Source organism: Corynebacterium imitans (assembly GCF_000739455.1).
GTDB lineage: Bacteria > Actinomycetota > Actinomycetes > Mycobacteriales > Mycobacteriaceae > Corynebacterium > Corynebacterium imitans.
Window position 1 is genome coordinate 1,549,891 of record NZ_CP009211.1, and the last position, 19,933, is coordinate 1,569,823.

The 19,933-nt window shown below is 63.6% G+C and carries 16 protein-coding genes; 5 read left to right on the plus strand and 11 right to left on the minus strand.

Annotated elements, in window-relative coordinates:
* Positions 1-8: 8 nt before the first annotated feature.
* From CIMIT_RS07295 to dapB, 9 genes are all read right to left on the minus strand, one after another.
* Positions 9-1,190: a TerC family protein gene (locus CIMIT_RS07295; RefSeq protein WP_038591097.1), complete on the minus strand. Its 1,182-nt coding sequence runs from the start codon at positions 1,188-1,190 to the stop codon at positions 9-11.
* A 204-nt stretch (positions 1,191-1,394) separates the two neighbouring features.
* Entirely contained in the window at positions 1,395-1,967 is a 573-nt protein-coding gene (locus tag CIMIT_RS07300; protein ID WP_236620827.1) for a DJ-1/PfpI family protein, read from the minus strand.
* Between the two features lie 30 nt (positions 1,968-1,997).
* The gene (locus tag CIMIT_RS07305; RefSeq protein WP_038591103.1) at positions 1,998-5,330 is read right to left on the minus strand and encodes an FtsK/SpoIIIE family DNA translocase; all 3,333 of its coding nucleotides are present in this window, start codon (positions 5,328-5,330) and stop codon (positions 1,998-2,000) included.
* Positions 5,331-5,426: 96 nt separating this feature from the next.
* A complete protein-coding gene (locus tag CIMIT_RS07310) occupies positions 5,427-6,056 on the minus strand; it encodes a TIGR03085 family metal-binding protein (protein WP_038591106.1) in 630 nt (209 codons plus the stop codon).
* Between the two features lie 30 nt (positions 6,057-6,086).
* On the minus strand, positions 6,087-6,533 hold the full coding sequence (locus tag CIMIT_RS07315) for a hypothetical protein (RefSeq protein WP_144311825.1): 447 nt from the start codon (positions 6,531-6,533) through the stop codon (positions 6,087-6,089).
* 504 nt (positions 6,534-7,037) lie between these two features.
* Positions 7,038-9,083, minus strand: coding sequence for a ribonuclease J (locus CIMIT_RS07320; RefSeq protein WP_038591112.1), 2,046 nt, complete (start codon positions 9,081-9,083; stop codon positions 7,038-7,040).
* A 2-nt stretch (positions 9,084-9,085) separates the two neighbouring features.
* On the minus strand, positions 9,086-9,994 hold the full coding sequence (gene dapA, locus CIMIT_RS07325; RefSeq protein WP_038591115.1) for a 4-hydroxy-tetrahydrodipicolinate synthase: 909 nt from the start codon (positions 9,992-9,994) through the stop codon (positions 9,086-9,088).
* An 82-nt stretch (positions 9,995-10,076) separates the two neighbouring features.
* Entirely contained in the window at positions 10,077-10,829 is a 753-nt protein-coding gene (thyX, locus tag CIMIT_RS07330) for an FAD-dependent thymidylate synthase (RefSeq protein ID WP_038591118.1), read from the minus strand.
* 4 nt (positions 10,830-10,833) lie between these two features.
* Positions 10,834-11,589, minus strand: a complete 756-nt coding sequence (dapB, locus tag CIMIT_RS07335; protein ID WP_038591120.1) for a 4-hydroxy-tetrahydrodipicolinate reductase — start codon at positions 11,587-11,589, stop codon at positions 10,834-10,836.
* Positions 11,590-11,719: 130 nt separating this feature from the next.
* On the opposite strand from dapB, the gene CIMIT_RS07340 reads away from it, so the two are divergent.
* The 3 genes from CIMIT_RS07340 (at position 11,720) to CIMIT_RS07350 (ending at position 14,362) form a co-directional block, all read left to right on the plus strand.
* The gene (locus CIMIT_RS07340) at positions 11,720-12,412 is read left to right on the plus strand and encodes an AMIN-like domain-containing (lipo)protein (RefSeq protein WP_144311826.1); all 693 of its coding nucleotides are present in this window, start codon (positions 11,720-11,722) and stop codon (positions 12,410-12,412) included.
* Between the two features lie 223 nt (positions 12,413-12,635).
* Positions 12,636-13,418 (plus strand): NAD(P)-binding protein, encoded by a 783-nt coding sequence (locus CIMIT_RS07345; protein WP_038591123.1) that lies wholly within the window; start codon positions 12,636-12,638, stop codon positions 13,416-13,418.
* A gap of 29 nt (positions 13,419-13,447) precedes the next feature.
* Complete coding sequence (locus CIMIT_RS07350; RefSeq protein ID WP_231910278.1) at positions 13,448-14,362, plus strand: oxygenase MpaB family protein; 915 nt, start codon at positions 13,448-13,450, stop codon at positions 14,360-14,362.
* Between the two features lie 351 nt (positions 14,363-14,713).
* Here the strand turns inward: CIMIT_RS07350 and CIMIT_RS12980 are convergent, their stop codons facing one another.
* Together CIMIT_RS12980 and CIMIT_RS07365 are read right to left on the minus strand one after the other, a co-directional pair.
* Positions 14,714-16,168: a DUF6114 domain-containing protein gene (locus CIMIT_RS12980; RefSeq protein WP_231910374.1), complete on the minus strand. Its 1,455-nt coding sequence runs from the start codon at positions 16,166-16,168 to the stop codon at positions 14,714-14,716.
* Positions 16,152-16,736: a DUF6230 family protein gene (locus tag CIMIT_RS07365; RefSeq protein WP_038591129.1), complete on the minus strand. Its 585-nt coding sequence runs from the start codon at positions 16,734-16,736 to the stop codon at positions 16,152-16,154. Before CIMIT_RS07365 ends, CIMIT_RS12980 begins: the two co-directional genes overlap by 17 nt.
* A gap of 450 nt (positions 16,737-17,186) precedes the next feature.
* Here CIMIT_RS07365 and CIMIT_RS07370 point away from each other — a divergent pair, with 450 nt between their 5' ends.
* A complete protein-coding gene (locus CIMIT_RS07370; protein WP_051904874.1) occupies positions 17,187-18,218 on the plus strand; it encodes an oxygenase MpaB family protein in 1,032 nt (343 codons plus the stop codon).
* 94 nt (positions 18,219-18,312) lie between these two features.
* Entirely contained in the window at positions 18,313-19,896 is a 1,584-nt protein-coding gene (locus CIMIT_RS07375; RefSeq protein WP_038591132.1) for a succinic semialdehyde dehydrogenase, read from the plus strand.
* Positions 19,897-19,933 lie beyond the last annotated feature (37 nt).

Here is a 19,933-nt window from a genome sequence, read left to right on the forward strand (position 1 = left end):
CGCCCCGTTTAGCGCTGCTTCGGCTTGCCGCCGCGGGCAACATGTAAGTGGTCCGTCTCGCGCGAGCCGGTCGCCGTGTGATCGCCCTTGCCGGAGGTTGCGGGGTCGTCGATCCACTCCAGGTGGTGGCCGTCGCGGTCGACCTTGCGGCGGTTGCCGTGGTCGTCGTAGTCAATGTGGAATGACGGCCCGTTCGGGTCGAGGCGTCCGGCCTTGATGTCCGCGCGGTCCTTGATCATGGAAGCAACCGCGGTCACTGCCAGCACGCCGATGATGACCAGCAGCGAGGTGACTGTGCCGATCTCCGGGACGGAAAGGCCCTCGCCGCCGTTGATAAACGACAGGTTGTTCTCGTGCAGGGCGTGCAGCAGCAGCTTGACGCCAATGAAGCCGAGCACTACCGCCAGGCCGTACGGCAGGTACACCAGCTTGTCTAGCAGCCCGTTGAGCAGGAAGTAGAGCTGGCGCAGACCGAGCAGCGCGAAGGCGTTGGCGGTAAAGACCAGGAAGGACTCCTGCGTGATGCCGAAGATGGCGGGAATGGAGTCGAAGGCGAACATCACGTCGACAAACCCGATGGACAGCAGCGCCACGAACAGCGGGGTGACGGCCTTCTTGCCAGCCTGCGTGGCCGAAACCAGGCGGTCGCCGTGGTACGAGCTGGTCACCGGAATGACTTTGCGCAGGGTCTTGACCACCATCATGTCGTTCGGGTCGGGGTCTTCCTGGTCGGTCGCCTCGTCGTAGACCAGCTTGATGGCAGTGTAGAGCAGGAACGCGGCGAAGATGTAGAAGACATCGGACCATGCCTCGATGATCACGGCGCCGAGCAGAATGAAGGCGAGGCGGCAGATCAGCGCAATCACGATGCCGATGAGTAGCACTTTCTGCTGGTAGGCACGCGGAATCTTAAACGAGCTCATGATGAGCGCGAACACGAAGAGGTTATCCACCGACAGCGAGAGCTCGGTGATGTAGCCGGTGAAGAACTGCATGCCGTGCTCGGCGTCCCACAACCACCAGACAATCCCGCCGAAGATGCAGGCCATGGCCATGTAGAACCCGGCCCACCCGGCGGACTCCTTCATCGACGGCTCGTGCGCGTTCCGCACGTGCGAGAAGAAGTCGAAAATAAAGAATCCAAGGATTACCGCTGAGGTAATCAGCCAAATTGAAAGAGGCACATGCATAAGCTTTCCTCCGGTCAGAAGTTACGTTGAAATGACCGGAGGTCTCCCCCACCCCTTGATATGGGGCTGCCCAGACCGGGGCGCGAGGTGCGCTGCCGTGCTGACGATCCGGGCACTTATAGGGTACTCCCCTCCAAGCGCGTCCAACTCTACACCACAAGGCACATCAAGCGAGAAGGCACCTTCCGGTGAGGTCTGTGGCGTCTACACAGCGAAAGGGTCATTGTTCGGGTCGAGGTGGAGACGAAGCTCGACCGCGTCCGCGACTTCACGTGCGACTGCCTCACCACACGCATCAGCGACGAACGCCACCGCCATATCTGTACCGGCGGAGACTCCAGAGGACGTCCACCGGTCGCGGTCGTGCACCCACCGGGCCGAGCGACGCCAGTCAATGTCGTGGCCGAAACTGGTGGCCCAGGCAAACGCTCGCTTATTGCTCGTAGCCGCATATCCCTCCAGGAGCCCTGCCGCGGCAAGCAACGCCGAGCCGGTGCACACTGACATCACCACGCTGGCTTCGTTCGCCATCTTCTGAAGACTCTTAAGGAAACTCTCGTCGCCCGCAAGCCTGCGAGTCCCTTGCCCTCCCGGAACGAACACCACATCGCAACTGCGCGGCGCATAGTCACCGCCGACCTCAAACCGCACACCCTGAGACGAGGCCACCGGCCGCCCATCCGGGGAGAGCAACGTGGTTTCCCACCCCGCAACCTTTGAGAAAATCTCCAGCGGGCCGGCCACGTCGAGAAGCTCGAACCCGTCAAACAGAACCAACGAGATCCGTTTTGAGCTGCGCTGCTGCATCTAGAACGCGCCGCCAGTCGGATTGTAGGTTGCCTGCACGGTGCGGGTCTCATCGTCAGCATCCGAGCCATCGCTTGTCGACGCCCCGTCGTCCTCCACATCCGCTTCCTTCGGAGCCTCAGCCGGATCGGCACCCTTGATCATCCAGATGATCGTCTCGAGCTCCTCCGGCTTGACCAACACCTCGCGCGCCTTCGATCCCTCGGAAGGGCCGACCACGCCGCGCGATTCCATGAGGTCCATCAGTCGACCGGCCTTGGCGAAGCCGATGCGCAGCTTACGCTGCAGCATCGAGGTCGAGCCGAGCTGCGAAGTGACCACGAGCTCGACTGCCTCGAGCAGATCGTCGAGATCCTTGCCGATGTCGTCGTCAATGACCTTCTTCTCCGCCTGCTTTTCCTCAGTGACGCCCTCGACGTAGTCGGGTTCATCCTGGGACTTCGCGGCGTCGACAACCGCCTGGATCTCCTCGTCGGTGACGAATGCGCCCTGGAGACGCTGCGGCTTGCCGGCCCCCTGCGGGATGAACAAGCCGTCGCCCATGCCGATGAGCTTCTCGGCGCCGCCCTGATCCAGGATGACGCGGGAGTCCGTCAGCGACGAGGTCGCGAACGCCAGGCGCGAGGGCACGTTCGTCTTGATCAGGCCCGTGACCACATCTACCGATGGGCGCTGCGTGGCCAGCACCAGGTGGATACCGGCCGCACGTGCCTTCTGCGTGATGCGCACGATCGATTCCTCGATCTCCTTCGGCGCGGTCATCATCAGGTCGGCGAGCTCGTCGACCACGCAGACGATGAAGGGGTACGGCCGCATCTCGCGCTCGGAACCTGGCGGGGCCTGGATCTCGCCGCTGCGCACCTTGCGGTTGAAGTCCTTGATGTGGCGCACGCGCGCCTGCTTCATGTCCAGGTAGCGCTGCTCCATCTCCTCGACCAGCCACTGCAGGGCGGCCGCGGCCTTCTTCGGCTGCGTGATGATCGGGGTGATCAGGTGCGGGATGCCCTCGTACGGGGTCAGCTCCACCATCTTCGGATCCACCAGGATCAGACGCACATCTTCTGGGGTGGCGCGCGTAAGTAACGAGACCAGCATCGAGTTCACAAACGCCGACTTACCGGAACCAGTCGAACCTGCGACGAGCAAGTGCGGCATCTTCTGCACCGAGGAGGCGATGAAGTCGCCCTCGATGTCCTTGCCAAGCCCGATGAGCATCGGGTCCTCGTCGGCGGCCACCTTCGGTGCGTCCAGCACGTCGCGCAGGCGGACCATCTCGCGGTCCCGGTTAGGCACCTCGATGCCCACGGCGGACTTGCCCGGAATGGGTGTCAGCAGTCGTACATTATCCGTCGCCACCGCGTAGGCGAGGTTGGATTGCAGGTTAGTGATCTTGGAGACCTTCACACCTGGACCAAGCTCGACCTCATAACGTGTCACTGTCGGGCCGCGGGAGAAGCCGGTGACTTGGGCATCGACCTTGAACTCCTCGAAGACATCGGTGATCGCCTCGATCATGCGGTCATTGGTCTCCGTGCGCGTCTTCGGGGCATCGCCTTCGATAAGCAAGCTTGTCGACGGCAACGTGTAGTCCGTATCGCGCGCCACCTTCCGCGCCAGCTGTTGGGTCGGCGCAGCGTCGTTTTCGGCGGCCTCCAGCTCCGACTTCGGCGTGGAGGCGGGCACCGCAGCGGCGTCGATACCCGAGCGAGCGACAATTGCCTTGCGCACCGCATCCCGGGAGCTTGCCACAGCATCTCCGGCGGCTTCGGCTGCTTGCCCGGCCGCCGCGGCCTTACCAGCTGCGGCCGCACCCGCAGTCGCTCCCGCAGCACCGGCAGCTGCCGCCGCAGTCCGGCCTGCCCCCTTGACGGTTGCCGCTGCGGTCTTACCCGCCGCGTCTGCGATGTCTGCACCACGCGAGAGCACCTTCGTCTCCTCGGGCTGTGCTTTGCGACGCCCAGTGCGCCCACTGTGTCCACTGTGCCCAGAGCGTTCAGTGCGCTCAATATGCTCGGTGCGCTCTGGTGCAGCGAATGCATCCGTGACGGGCTCGCCGAAATCGTCGCGGCCCTCCTCGCCGATGTCGCTCGCCGGCGCAACCTCGCCATCAGCCGGGTAGTTGTCCAGCGGTGTACGAGACTTGCGCACGCGGCGCTTCCGCGGACGCTGTTCGGGATCCTCACCGTAGTGGGTGTCTCGGTCGCGGGGCTGGCGCTCCGTTCGAGCCTTTCGCTCCGTTCGTGCCGTTGCGCGCGGACGGGGTCGACGACGCTCGCGACCTTCCGCAATGTCGTCCAGATCGCGCTCGACATGACCATAGAGGTCGTCGTCTTCGTCGTCCCACTCCTCCTCGAGGTCAGCATCCGGGTTGCGAGCGGAGTCGATAAGATCGGTGGCCCACGCGACAACCATGTCGTAGGCCTCACGCACGGTAATACCGGTAGTCTTCAGCGCCCCGTAGACAATGACCAGTGCCAGCAGCGGCACGGCCACGTAGGAGGAAAACCCAGCGGCAAGCACACCACCGGTATAGGCACCGATAATGCCACCGGCGATGCGTCGAGTCTCCCAGTCGGAGGGGTTGCCCGCGAAGACATGCACGAGTCCGAGCATCGCCACAGCGATGATGCTCAGACCGATAGTGACGCGGGTGCGCACCTCGCCCGGGGCCCGCACATTAAGCATCAGTGCGATGGCGACACCGACAAGCAGTACCGGCAGAATGAGCGCACCCGCCCCGATCACCCAGTGGGTGGCCTTGGCGATCAGCTCGCCGATAGGACCGGCGATGTCCAACCAGACCGAGGCACCAATAACCGCGGCCAACCCGATGAGCAACAGCCCCCAGGCGTCAGCGTGCTCCGCAAAGGTGCCGCGGTAGGGCGTGCGTGCCTGCTGCTCCTCAGCTTCCTCGTCCCAGTCGTCGTGCTGAACGTCAGCAGCTTCGCTGGGTTCGCTGTAACGGCTAGTGCCAGGGTGCTCGAGAGTACTGGCGTCTTTCCTCCGACGGTTGCGCCTGCGGTCTGGTTGCACGTGCTCCTCTTCGTCGTCGAATAGGTCAAAATTGTCGTCTACATCTTCATCGTCATGTTTCCGACGTGCGCTCCCGAGCTTTCTCGTCAGCGCACCGAAGGCACCACCCACCCCGCGGGCGGCAGACCCCAGCGAGCGACCGACGGCGCGCGTGGCAGAGCCGACGCGCTCGTCGGTGGTTTCCGCCGCAACCATCGACGAAGTCGGTGGGTGCGTCAGCGACACTGGGCCACTGCGACGCGCGGACGACCCGCCGGACTGTGGGCGGGTTGAGCGTGGGGCGGAATTTTTGACAGACATGGCTGTAACTCTAATACCTCAAGTCACATTATTCACAGAGGCATCGCGGGGTGAGGCGAACTTTCTTCCGCAATACCCCGCTGAGTATGCGCTGCCTTAGCCCAATGTGATGTCGTAACCAGCGAGCAAATCGGCACCGTCAACGCGCACCTGCGCAGCCGACGTACGACCCGTCACCCACAGCAGCAGCTCTGCCGGCGCTCCAAAGACGCGCACGACTCGGTTGCCCTTGTCCGCGACTCCCGCACGCTCCCCCAGCGTCACCGGTGGAAGGTGCTCGGGAGTCAAGATCACCGGCACCGGGGCCTTACGCAGCGTCATTTTGCCGTAGCGCTTAGCCAGCTTGAGCAGCTTCGCCTGTGTCGCCGCACTGAGCTCGCGGGGTTCCGGATTCTCCTGGGCGCGGCGGACATCCTCGTGATGGATGAAGTGCTCACCTTCGTTTGCCGGGCCAAACAGCGCGCTTACCACCGGGTTGGCACCCGAAAGCCAGTCGGCGACCACCTCTTCATAAGGCCTTCTTTTCGCCGCCTCCATCTCACGGTCAAGACCCTTGGCCAGCGCCTGCACGAAAGCACCCGCGATCCAAGGTAGGCGCTGCTCTCGCACGTAGAGGTGCGCGGCCAGGTCACGGGTGCGCCACCCATCAAGCAGCGTGGGCGCGTCCGGCCCAAGTTCCAGTAACAGCGCGCCGAGCTTTTCCCGTTCACTAGAAGCAAAAGACATGCCTTTTACCCTAGCGCTTCCGCCGCAAGCTTAGCCGCGGGAGCTGGACAGCTGCCGCTCCAAAGAGACGAAGCTGCGAACAACGGGTGCAAACATAGCGACCACCGGGTCCGTGGTCACAATCTTGCCGCCAGCACCCCAGCCGAGTTCAACAGCCTGTTTACCGTCGGCATAGCACTCACTCACCCCACCCTTGAAGTTCATCACGCACATAATCGTGTCTGGCTTGTAGCTGCCCACAACACGGATCCCTCGGACGTCACTATTGCGGTAGTCCGGGTTGCCCAGCTTGATAGCGTCGTAACTCTTCCAGCTGGAGCCGTACCCGGGCTCGTAGGGCACCTCGGTGCCCTCCGGCAGCGGGCGACCACCCGTCCAGTCGGTCTCATCCTCCGCTGCTGCGGCAGTAGGGATGGCAGGTGCAGAAATTACTGTGGCGGCGAGAAGCGCCGCGGTCATTCTCCTAAGCGTCTTCATGCCACGAAATTTTATACACCTGTCGCCCATGTGTCACCACCCATGCACAAAATTCCACCCCTGCGGAATTATCCTGGGAGATGGCTGCGAAATATGGCGTGGCTGTCGACGTGAAAGTCCGCGCCCGCAGACTCCTTGCGTCTTTCAGCCCGCGGCGCGTGATCCGCGAAGTCTTCGAACTTCGTGCCCTAAAGCCACTCTTGGTTCCGCAAATGGAGCTAGCTCCATTTGGACCGGCCCCGCCAGAAAAACCCCAGGTCGCGCCAAACCGAATCCTCTAAACGGAGCTAGCTCCATTTGGACCAATGCCACCCGCAAACCCCCAGGTCGCGCCAAACCGAATCCTCTAAACGGAGCTAGCTCCATTTGGACCTGGCCTGTCACTTGGACCTGGCACGCCCAGAACCACCTCGGCCGCACACCAAGACCGAACAGACCAACCCCAAAAACACGTCACCCCCCCTGACCAAAACAATTAGCCAAGGGGGGTGTACGAACGGGTGCTTAGAGCGACTCGCGGGTGGCTTCGATGTCTTCGTCGTCAACCGGGAGGTTCTCTGCTGCCATCGGAACGACGGTCGGCAAGATTACCGGCTCGCGTTTGTACTTCTGCTCGATCGAGCGGGAGAGCTTGCGACGCAGCTGCTGCACCATGCGGTACGGGTCGTTCTCCCCCTCGGCCGCAAGGTCGCCCATCACGTTCTCGACGGCCTCGACGAGCTTCTTGTTGAAGTCGCGGTCGTCGTCTGAGAAGCCCGTGGTAGACACGCGCGGTGCTTCGAGGAGCTGGCCCGTGCGGTCATCAATCACGCAGGTGATCGAGACCACGCCGCCGGAGGCCAGCGAAGACCGGTCTGCCAGCACGTCCGGGTCCACGTCACCCATCGTCACGCCGTCGACGTAGAGCTGGCCGACCTGGTACTGGCCGACAACCTTGATCTTGCCGGCCTGCATGTCCACGACCACGCCGTTTTGAGCCAGCGCGGTGTTCTCCGGGCGCACGCCCGTGGAAATCGCCAGCTCCTTGTTGGCGCGCATATGACGCCACTCGCCGTGCACCGGCATCGCGTTACGCGGGCGCGCAGCGTTGTACAGCTGCAGCAGCTCACCGGCGTAGCCGTGGCCGGAAGCGTGGACGTGCTCCTCGGCGTTGGTGATCACCTTCGCGCCGATCTGGGCAAGGTTGTTAATCACGGCAAAGACCGCTTCCTCGTTGCCCGGGATGAGCGAGGAGGACAGGATGATCGTGTCACCGTCGCGCACCGTGATCTGGCGGTGCTCGCGGCGCGACATGCGCGACAGCGCAGCCATCGGCTCACCCTGGGTACCAGTGGTGATAAGCACCGTCTTGTGCGGTGCCATCTTCGCAGCTTCCTCGATCGGGATGATCGTGCCCTTCGGTGCCTTCAGCAGGCTCATCTTCTCCGCGATCTCCATGTTGCGCAGCATGGAGCGGCCGTTAAAGGCCACCTTGCGGTTATTCGCCACTGCGGCGTTGACCGCCATCTGCACGCGCGCCACGTTAGACGCGAAGGAGGCGATGACCACGCGCTGCTTCGCCTGCGAGACCAGGCGGATCAAGGTGTCCTCGATACCTGCCTCGGAGGCGGAGATGCCCGGAATGGTGGCGTTTGTAGAGTCGCAGAGGAACAGGTCCACGCCCTCGTCGCCAAGCCGCGCGAGCGCCGGGATGTCGGTGGGCTTGCCGTCGTACGGGGTCTGGTCGACCTTGACATCGCCCGTCATCACGACGTGGCCCGCGCCGGTCTTGATGGACAGGCCCAGGCACTCCGGGATGGAGTGGTTGACGTGCCAGAAGCGCAGGCGGAACTGGCCGAGCGTGACCTCGGAGTCCTTGTTCACCTCATGCAACTTCGGACGCTGACGGTGCTCCTGTGTCTTCGCTGCGATCAACGCGTTGGTGAAGCGGGAAGAGTAGATCGGGATGTCCGGGCGCAGCTTAAGCAGCCACGGAATCGCGCCGATGTGGTCCTCGTGGCCGTGCGTGACCACCAGGCCCTCGATCTTGTCCAGCTTGTTTTCAATCGGCCCGAAGTCCGGCAGCACCAGGTCCACGCCCGGCTCACCGGAGTTGGGGAAGAGCACGCCGCAGTCCACGATGAGCAGACGGCCGTTGTACTCAAAGACCGTCATGTTGCGGCCGATCTCAGAGATTCCGCCGAGCGCGTAGATACGCAGGGTATCCTTCGCAGGCTTCGGCGGGGCCGGCAGGCGCTTGGTCAGGTCCGCGCCCTGCATTGACTTCACCGGGTTGCGGCGACCGCCGCCCGATCCACCACGACCGCGGCGGCGACGATTGCGGTTGTTCCCGCCGCGGCCTCCACCGCCGTTACCGCCCTTGGCCTTGCCGCCGCCATTGTTGCCGTTTTTCCTGTTGTTATCGCCTGCGTGTCCGTTGCCGCTTCCGTTGTCGGCGTCGTTGTTGGGGGTCTGCTGCGCAGGTGCCTTGAATGCGGGCTGCTGCTCAGCAGGCTCCGGCGGACCCGCCTTGCGGGTGACCTTGCGGGAGCGATTACGGGGTTCGTTCATACTTAAAGGACTCCAGCCTTTTCCATATCCTCACGGAGCACCTCGATCTGCGCATCCGTCGCGTCAACGACAGGCAGGCGGGGTGCCCCAACGTCAATGCCCTGCAGGCGCAGGGCTGCCTTTGCAAAAGTTGCGCCACCAAGCACGCCCTGCTGGTGAGCAAGGACTGCCATGGTGTTGGCGTTGATTTCCCGCGCACGGGCGAGGTCGCCTTCCTCGAAGCTTGTGACCATCTCGCGCATCGCCCTCGGAGCCGCATGCCCCACGACCGAGATCATGCCAGTCGCACCCACGGAAAGCCACGGCAGGTTCAGCGGGTCATCGCCCGAGTACCAGGCCAGACCAGTGTCCTGGATCAGCGGGGCGGCCTCCAGGAAGTCGCCCTTGGCGTCCTTAACCGCCTGAATCGTGTCCAGCTTCGCCAGCTCGGCGATCGTGGCCCCGTCAATGGGGATGCCGGAGCGACCCGGGATGTCGTAGAGGCAGATCGGCAGCTCGGTCGCTTCCGCGACCGCAGTGAAGTGTGCCTTCACGCCGTCTTGCGAGGGTTTGGAGTAGTACGGGGTGACGACCAGCAGTGCGTCTGCCCCGGCGTCGCGCGAAGCTTGCGCGAGTTCCACCGAGGTTTTCGTGTTGTTTGTGCCGGCGCCCGCGATCAACTTCGCACGGTCCCCCACTTCTTCCTTGACTGCCTTGAGCAGTGCAAGTTTTTCTTCCACCGTGGTGGTCGGGGACTCCCCCGTCGTTCCTGCGAGGACGAGCGAATCGATGCCTTGATCAACAAGGTGGGCTGCCAACTTTCGGCCCGCGGCGCAGTCGAGTGCACCGTCAGAATCAAACGGCGTGACCATTGCGACGCAGACGGTGCCAAAGATTTCTGCACCGAGGTTAGCTTTCATTGATGTGCCCATGCCCACAAACCCTACCCCCTTGGGGCCAGTTGTGGTACAACAGCACGCCGCTTGTTCGGGGCAGTTGCTTATCGACGCCCCCTTATGCCACGTACGGGCTCGTGGCCATGCGGGTGCCGTCGGCAAGCGTGCTGACCAAAAAGTCGTCGAAGAGTGCGGGGGCCTGCTCGCGCAGAATCTCAAGGCACGCCACGGCGAGTGTGCGGATCTCCACGTCCGCGTGCTCCGAGGCGCGCGCGGCGATGAACCCGCGCCAGGTGCGGTAGTTACCGGTGACCACGAAGCGGGTCTCGGTGGCGTTGGGCAAAATGGCGCGTGCTGCCTGCCGCGCCTTCTTTTTGCGCAAAAGGGCGTTCGGCTCGGCGGCCATGTGCTCGTCCAGCGCGGTGAGCAGCTCTTCGTAGACGAAGCGGGAATCATCCACCGCGGCGAGGAACATGCGCTTGAGCTCTTCGTCCTGCGCGATGATGCTGGGAACGACGACTTCGTTATCGGTGTTGTGCACGAAGCGCTGCGACAGTTGGGAAAACGAGAAATGCCGGTGCCGCAGGAGCTCGTTGCCCGCAGAACGGGACAGGCCCCGGATGTAGAGGGTGGCGGTGGCGTGCTCGAGCAGCGCATCGTGGCCGACGTCGAGAATATGGTGCAGGTACGCCTCGTTCGCCGCAGTGTGTGGGTTCGGCCGGTCGAAGGTTTCGTAGCAGGCGCGGCCTGCGAACTCGACTAAAGACTCCGCGTCAGTGGCCCCCTCCTCGGGCTGCCAGTCGACCGACTGCGGGGGCGTAAACGTTGTCGCGGCAATGAGCTGCACATCCAAGTGCGAGGAAACAGCCATCTGCCTACAGCCCCAGGTAGGCGTCCAAGCCGACCGTCAGGCCTGGGTGCTCGGCGACCTGGCGCACGCCGGTGAGCACGCCCGGCACGAAGGAATCACGTCCGTAGGAGTCCTGCCGGATGGTCAGCGACTGATCCAGCGTGCCGAAGATGACCTCCTCGTGCGCGACCATGCCTTGCATGCGCACGGCGTGGACTTTGACCCCGTCGACGTCCGCGCCGCGCGCGCCGTCGAGCTGCTGTTCGGTCGCATCCGGCATCGGGGCCATGTCCGCCTCCCTGCGCGCTTCCGCGATGCCCTGCGCGGTCTTGACCGCAGTGCCAGACGGCGCATCCAGTTTGTTCGGGTGGTGCAGCTCGACGACCTCTGCAGACTCGAAGAACGGCGCGGCCTGGCGCGCGAACGCCATGGTCAGCACTGCGGAAATGGCGAAATTCGGGGCGATGAGCACGCCGACCTCTGGGTGCTTTTCCAGCCAGGAACGCACCTGTGCGTAGCGCTCGTCGTCAAAACCGGTAGTGCCAACCACGCAGTGGATGCCGTGGGTAATGCAGAACTCCAAGTTGTCCATCACCGAGGCGGGGGTGGTGAAGTCCACGATGACCTCTGCGCCGTTATCCACCAGCACGTCAAGCCTGTCGCCGCGATCAACCTCGGCGACGAGCTCCAAATCCTCCGCCTTGTTCACCCCAGCGACAACGGCAGTACCCACACGCCCCTTCGCGCCGAGGACGCCAACTTTCACAGCCTTCGCAGTCATGGTGCACTCCTTCTACAGCCTTGTCTTGTTACTCGTTGCTGGCAACTTTAGCCCGCGGGCGGCAGGCGCACCGCACCGGGCGCACGCAGGCTCCAGCCACCGCAAAGCTTGGTGCCCATATACTTAAAGCATGACTCACACGCACCACCAGTCTCGTCCGCACCCTGCCGTTACGCTTGTCGGCGTGCTGTGCGCCTCCGCGCTCGCACTTACCGCGTGCGGACAGAGCGCCGATTCTGGCGACGCCACCACTGCCCCCTCCTCTACCGAGACAACCACTTCCACGGAGGCTGTGACGAGCACGCCGAGTGAGACTACTACGGCGGCTGCGGGGGACGAGGGGGCGTCGACAAGCGAGAAGCCCCAGCGCATGGCGAGCGCGAGCAGCCCCTTCAAAGTCGAGGACGTGCGTGTGGCCCAGCCGCAGCCCGCTGATCTGACGCTGCAGGATATCCGCGTCGGCCAGCACGAGGGCTACGACAGAGTCGTGTTTGAGTACGCGGGCACCGGCATGCCTAGCTACCTGGCTGGCTACGCGGACACGCCGCGGCAGCAGGCCTCGGGTAACCCGATGCAGGTGCCGGGTACCGCGCACCTCGAGCTGATCGTGCAAGGGACCGCAGGCGACATGATGCGCACGGACGCGCCGATTACCCAGATCGGCTCCAAGGGTGTGTCGACTCGCAGTGTGCAAGACGTGTATCTCGCCTCCATTTTCGAGGCGGATTCGCAGTTCTTTATCGGGCTTGATCGAAAGCGCGGCTTCCACGTCTTCACGCTGGAAAACCCAACGCGCATCGTGGTGGATATCGACGCCACCTAGCCTTCCCGAGAGCTTTCGACCCTGCGAGAAGCGGGCATGCGGAGTATCCCGCATGCCCGCTTTTGTTGTCTCTGCGCACCATATTGCCGAATTGGTAACGTGGGCCACATAATAATTTGCAAGTGAGCGCTATTGCTGCGTATCGTCCGCTATTATCTACATCAATTCATCCAGACTTCTTCTCGTCGGCGTTAGCTCGCGCCGACTGTGAAAGGCAACGCACATGTTTGACCCATACAGGCGACCGACCGTGGCCGTCATCGGTGCCGGCCCGGCCGGTGCCACCGCTGCCGCCGAATGCTCGTTCTCCGGCTTCGACACCACCCTGTTCGATATGCGCAGCCAGATCGGCGGCCACCTCACCGCCCCGGACGCGGAGCCGGTATCCAAGCACTTCCGCTACCGCACCCCGTATTTGAAGGTGACCAAGGTGGACGGCTCCGCCGCCTCCGCTGCCCGCCACCTCGCGGCCGCCGTCAACGCCGGCGGCGCACAGTTCCGCGCGAACACCACCGTGACCAAAGCCGCGTTTAATGAGGGCGAAGGCCAGTGGGAAGTCACTTTCAGCGGTGCCGACGGCACGACCGATACCGAACGCTTCGACATCCTCATCCGCGCCACCGGCGAGGCCTCCCCCTGGATCGAGGTGCCGGGCCGGCCAAACATCGCCGCCGACGACCTTTACCTCCACTACGGTGCCGAGGTTGTTGGCCTGCCGAACGCCCTGTTTGTCGACGGCCCCTTCCCCACCGACCGCGCACTCAAGCGCCACCCGCTGGCCGTGTTTGAGGCCCGCGGCGACTACGCCCGCCGCTACGCACGTCAGCTGGAGATCCGCGGCCCGGGCGCGCTTTCTGTCAAGCGCGACAAGTGGTTGGTCCAGCCCGGTGCCGTGCGTGGTATCCGCTCCAAACTTTCCGAATTCGACCCGGCCGTACACACATTCCAGCGCGCTTCCAACTACGCGGACGAGGCCCGTAAGTCCGCCCGCACCCACGTCGGCTAGAACTTACACCGCTTCTTCAAGGAGACATGATGACTACCGTTCACCCACCAAAGAACGAAACGAATGACACCGCAGCAGCGGCAGACCCGGTCACCGACATCGCCGCACCGGCTGCGGGCCTGCCCGAGCTCGGCCCCGACTCGATCCTGTGGAACCGCTTCGGTGACTGGCGCTCCGCTTTCGTTGCCCTGTCCGCTGGCGTGCTGCAGATCGCACAGCGCGACATCAGCCGCTCGCTGGTACAGCAGTCCAACGTGTTCGACAACGAGGTCGCACGCCTCGTCCGATCCGCCTTCCCGATCATCCGCGCAGTCTACGAGGGCCCCGAGGTCGGTGCCATGATCCGCGACTTCCACAAGGACATCAAGGGCACCCACCCGGATGGCTCGCGCTACCACTCGCTGAACCCAGAGGTCTACTACTGGGCACACGCCACCTTCGTGTCCATGCCGTACCTGCTCGCAGGCAACTTCATGCCGGATATGACCCGCACCGAAAAGGAGCAGCTCTTCCAGGAGTGCCGCACCTGGTACAGCTTCTACGGTGTTGCCGAGCCGGACGATGCGCCGAAGACTTACGACGAGTACGTCGAGTACATGGACGCGATGATTGACAAGCTGGGTCCCAGCGAGACCATCGATCGCTCCCGCATCATCAACGGCCTGACCCTGGACACCCCGGACCCGTCTGTGCCGAAGTGGGCGTGGAAGCCGATCGCCCCCTACGTGTCCAAGCTGCTCCTGTGGGTTGCCATCGGCATGATCCCGGACAAGCTGCGCGACAAGTTGGGCTGGGAGTGGACCAAGTCCGACGCCCGTCGCCTCAAGGCACTGTCCACTGGCACCCGCCTGGTCTTCTCCGTCCTGCCACGCAAGGCCCGCATGGTGCCGATCGCCTCGCGCGCCTTCGAGAAGGCAGAAGCCGAGGGCGGTTTCCACTACTAGGAGGCCTTGACCGCGGCTTTCAGCGCCAGGTTCCGCGTTCCCGCGGGCCTGGCGCTTTTGCGTGGGTCCGGTGGGGGTGGCGTAGCGCTTCGAGCTGCCGTTGCGCGGTGCCCTAAATGTGTCCTAAACGGAGCTAGCTCCATTTGGCTCAATCCCGGTCACAAATCCCCAGGTCGTGCAATACTGACAACCCCAAACGGAGCTAGCTCCATATAGACCAACGTTTAGACCAACGCCGCCCGGAAGCCAGTGGACACAGCAAAAGACCCGGCCAGCCGCTCCCACGATGTACTACACCGTGGCAGCAGCTGCCGGGCCCTACAGACCGTCAGCCTTACAGTCCATCCCCGTTTAGGGAACGGTGAGGCGCACCGACGGCGCGTCGAAGTTCTTGCCGTAGAGCGCGACCATCTCCATGGTCACGCCGGTCAGGGAGATCTCCTTCATCAGCATGTCGGGGATCTCCATGTTCGGTACCGGGTGACGCTCTGGTACGCCGAGCTGATCCAACACCGAGTTGATGTCGCCATTCAGGTTCACGGTTACCGGGATCGTGCGCACGTCACGCACCGCCGGGGTGGCGGTGAGCCCGGTAGCGACGATCTTCACCGGGCCGTCGATTACCTTGGTGTCCACGTTGCCGGTGCTCAGCTTCGCCCCGCCGCCAAAGCCGGGGATCTGCAGTCCCAGGTTGCGGCCGACGAGGCGATCGCCGGTCAGAATCAGCGCGCGCGTGGGCGTGCCTGCGACGTTGACGTAGTCCAAGGTGGCGTGCACGTTGCCGGTGATGGTGACTTTATCAGCGGTCACCGTAGCTGGAGTCGCCGCGGGTGCGAGCGGGCCCGCGGCCCTCGCGCCGACTTCTGGGCCCGGAGTGGGGCTCGGCGCCGGTGTGGTCTGGCTCGTCGTCGTTGCCTGTGCACTCGGACGTTCCGACGGCTGCCCTGCGCCTGGTGGCGGGGGTACGTTGAGGGAGGGCAACGGCACGTCGGGAAGCTGCGGGAGCTCGAGCTGCGGGGTCGGTAGCTGCGGGAGCTGCACCGCCGGCGCCGGTTGCGCGACTTTACGTGCGGTCTCCTGGGCGGACACCGTCTGCGCGTCGCCGAGCACGAGGCCGACCAGAGCCGTGGCAGTTGCGAGCGCGACAATCGAGTTCAGCGTCGAGCCGCCCAGGCGAGTGCTCCCGCCGCGGCCTTCCTCCTGCTCCGGCTCTGCGCCATCGAACGCTTCCTCTGCAAAGGGGTCGAAGTCCTCTTCTTCGTCTTTCGGTTCGGCTTCCTTGACACGTTTCTTCTTCGCGCGCTTCTTCTTCGGCGTATCCGAACCTTCGCCCTCTTCAGGTTCCCAGCCGAGCGCGAGCGAGCCGCCCACAATCCCGAAGAGCGAGCCGACGACAAAACCGCCGAGGTTCGAGGTGGGCAGCGCCACCACGGCCACAATAATGGCAAGCACGCCGAGGTAGACGGCGGTCGCCGGCTGCAGCCAGCAGCCCAGCCCAAACATGAACATCAGCACGCCGATCAGCAGCGTCGAGACGCCGGAGACCGTAGAAATCATCACCAGGATGTCAGAAAGCTGCACCGTAATATAGGCGGGCGCAGCGATGACAAACCCGGAGATCATCATGAGCAGGCCGGGAATGAAGGGCCGGTTGCGGCGCCACCGCTTGAAGCGCTGGGCAGTGGTCAGCTGCTCCTCGCCGTCCTCCACCTCGACTCGTTCAAGTTCGGCGGTTTCAGCAGTGCTTGTCGACGCCCCGTCGTCAAGCGAGTCTTGCGGTTCTTTCGGATCAGAGGCCGCAGGCATTCTCACGTCCCCTCTCCACGGTCACACCGACGCCGGAGGCGGACAGGTACTCCGCGCCGACGGAGGTGGTGGTGATGTCGTCGGCGCTCAGGGTCACCTTGCTCGAGTGCAGACCCCAAGAACCGGGGGACGCCTGCGGGACGACCTGCTTGGCATCGATGCCCACGCTGGCGTCGGTAAGCTGCAGCGCGCCCTTAATGTCGTTGGCGCCCACAACGAGGTTGCGTACCTCAACGCTATTGTCGCCCTTGGCGCGCAGGGCGAGCGTGCCCTCCCCCACCATGGGCAGATCCGGCAAGGTAGCGGACAGACAGAGGTTCGACGCGTACGCGTGGCCGAACTTCAGGCGGGCGACGGGGATCGTGTCATCCTCTTTCATCTGCTCACTGTCCACGAACAGGGCAAATTCTTCACCTTCGAGGTGAGTCATGCTCACCTTAAAGAAGGTCCCGGACAGGGCGAGATTTGCGGTTAACCCGCCCTGGGCCACCGCCACGCCGGTCGCGCCAAAGGCGGCCAGCCCCGCGGTCAGCGCGACCGCGGTCTTCTTCCAGTTGAATTTCCCCATGGGATCTACCTTTCATCAATGGGAAACCGTGAACGTAAAGCTCCTGCTCACTTCCGTTTCACGCACGTTGTGGGCAAACCGCGCCAGCTCCAAAGACTGGCGAAGCGTCTGAAACGACACAATCGAGTATGATCTGCCACACGCTACCACGCTTTAGGTGGCGCACACCAACACACTCGCGCATGTGTGGCACATCCAGTGATCCTTCCACACTCCGGGCGCGTGCGTGGCGCTTTCACGACGCGCCGAACCCTCGAAGGCGTGCCAATCCCCGCGACAGGTGCCGCTCCTCGGCAGCACACCCTCCCCGCTACTCGCAGTACCGATAATGAGGTATGGGTAATATTTTCGTTTCGAAAACAGTGTGGGCCATTTCCCACGGCCGCAACTATTGTGCTATTGTTCACATATCAATCGTGATGTCGACTAGCACATGGAAAGAGGCAGCTGATGGCTACTCCAGTTTCCGCCGACAAGCCCAAGGGCGGCAAGCGCGAAATCCGCCGCTCGCCCCTCGGCCCGGATTCCCTTCTGTGGAAGTGGGGCTCCGACAACCGCATCCAGCTACTCCGCGGCTACACGGGCATTATGCAGAACATGCACCCGGCGATCGGCCAGTCGCTGCTGGATCACTCCAAGTTCTTCGACGAGCCCTTTGCCCGCCTGGAGCGCTCCACCCCGCAGATCATCATGTCTATCTACGACGATGAGGGGCTGTCCAAGAATATCCGTGACTACCACACCACCATTAAGGGCAAGCTGCGCAACGGCGAGCGCTACCACTCCATGAACCCGGAGACCTTCTGGTGGGCGCACGCCACCTTCGTCTACCGCGTGATCTACGCCCAGGAGCTTTTCGGCACCCCGTTCACCCACGAGGAGAAGGACCAGATTGTCCGCGAGGGCGTGACCTGGTGGGACAAGTACGAGATGTCTGAGCGCCCCGTCATCGACAACTACGACGACCTGATGGCCTACATGGACGAGATGGTCGACACGGTGCTCGAGCGCAACGAGACAGTCGACTTCGCACTGCGTACCGCGCGCGAAGAGATGATCACCCCGCCGGAAGGCGTGCCGCTGAAGGTGTGGAAGGTCATTTGGAAGCCGATCATGCGCCCGGTCATTTGGCTTACCTACGGCACCCTGCCTGAGAAGGAACGCCGCATCCTGGACCTGGAGTGGACCAAGAAGGACCAGAAGCGCTTTGACCGCATCGCCAAGCTGGTGAAGAAGGTCTTCGAGATCCTGCCCGAGGACAAGCGCTACATGGAGCCGGGCCGCTCCCAGATGATCAAGCACGGCATGATCGAGGGCAAGTACAAGGAGCCGCGCAACATCGCGCCGTACAACAACGGCGGCGACCCGGAGGAAGAGCTCAAGGCTGCCGACGGCATTACTGTCGCCGCGCGTGAGCCCGGCGAGAAGGGCAACGAGGACGGCGGTGCCGCAGCACGCCGCGCCGCAGGCTGCCCGTTCTAATCCCGCACCTCAGTACCCCACGCCCCAGGTTCGCACACCCGCAACCTGGGGCGTGAGTCCTTGCACACAGCAACTTTTTATTGGAGAATTTCCCATGCCAATTCGGCGCCTGAAGGCACAACCGCTGCCGGAGCACTTCCTCGAGATGCTGCTCAACCTCACCACCAACCACGCCACCGGCTCGCTCTACAACGGCGAGCGCCAAGAAGTGACTTCCCCGTTTGTCGACGAGCCCATCGGCTGGGTCGGCGTCGGCACCGAAGCTGATGTCGACGAAGCCTTCCGTCGAGCCCGCGTAGCCCAAAAGCAGTGGGCTGCACGTGAGATCGGCGAGCGCGTCGCAGTGCTCTCCCGCTTCCACGACCTGGTCTACCGCAACCAGGATCTGCTGGCAGACGTCGTCCAGTTAGAGACCGGCAAGGACCGCACCGCAGCGTTCGACGAAGTACTCGACGTCCTCAACAACGCCCGCTACTACTGCAACAAGGCGGAAGCCCTGCTTTCCGACACCAAACGTGCCGGTGCCTTTCCGCTGATTTCCAAGACGGTCGAGCAGCGCGTGCCCAAGGGCATCGTCGGCCAGATCAGCCCGTGGAACTACCCGCTCGCTCTCGGCGTGTCCGACGCGATCGCAGCGCTTATCGCCGGAAACGGTATCGTCGCAAAGCCGGACTGGCAGACCCCATTTTCCAACCTCATCGCGCTGCACTTCCTCATCGAGGCAGGCCTGCCGCGCGAACTATTCCAGATCGTCACCGGTTCCGGCCGACAAGTCGGTGCCGCGATCTCCACGCAATGCGACTACCTCATGTTCACCGGTTCGACCCAGACCGGCAAGATCCTCGGCGAGACTGTCGGCGAGCGTCTCGTAGGCTACTCGGCGGAGCTGGGCGGCAAGAACGCAATGCTCATCGCGCCGGACGCGGACATTGAGAAGCACGCCAACACCATCGCCACCGCCTGCTTCTCCAACTCCGGCCAGCTGTGCGTGTCCATCGAGCGCATCTACGTGCCCGACGCCATCTTCGACCGCTTCATCGACGCCTTCCGCAAGGCCACCGAGTCCATCACCCTGGGCTCCGGGCTGAACTGGGATTACGAGATGGGCTCGCTCATCAACCAGGATCAACTCGACCGGGTCCAAGCATTTGTCGACGACGCGCTTTCCAAGGGTGCCACCCTCATCACCGGTGGCAAGGCCCGCCCGGACGTCGGCCCGTACCACTTCGCCCCCACTATCTTGACCGACCTGGGCCCGGACACCGACCTGGAAACCCAGGAGGTCTTCGGTCCGGTGGTCTATGTCCAGCGCGTCCGCGACATGGACGAGGCCGTCGAGCTGGCCAACTCGCTCGACTACGGGCTCAACGCCTCTGTCTTCGGTGCGCCGAAGACCGCGTGGGCGCTGGCGAGGCGCATCGAGTCCGGCAGCGTCACCATCAACGACGGCTACGCGTCCACCTGGGCTGCCATCTCCACCCCGCTTGGCGGCGTGAAGCAGTCCGGGCTGTCCCGCCGCCACGGTGCCGAGGGGCTGACCAAGTACACGGAGCCGAAGAACATCTCCGAGCAGCGCATCATGCCGATGCGCGGGCCGGCCCAGCTGCCGCGCAGGTACTACGGCACGCTGCTCAGCACCGCGCTAAACCTGGGCAAGAAGCTGCGCTTCCTCCCCTAGCGCGTACGCGCACGCGCGCACGAGAAAACGCCTCCCG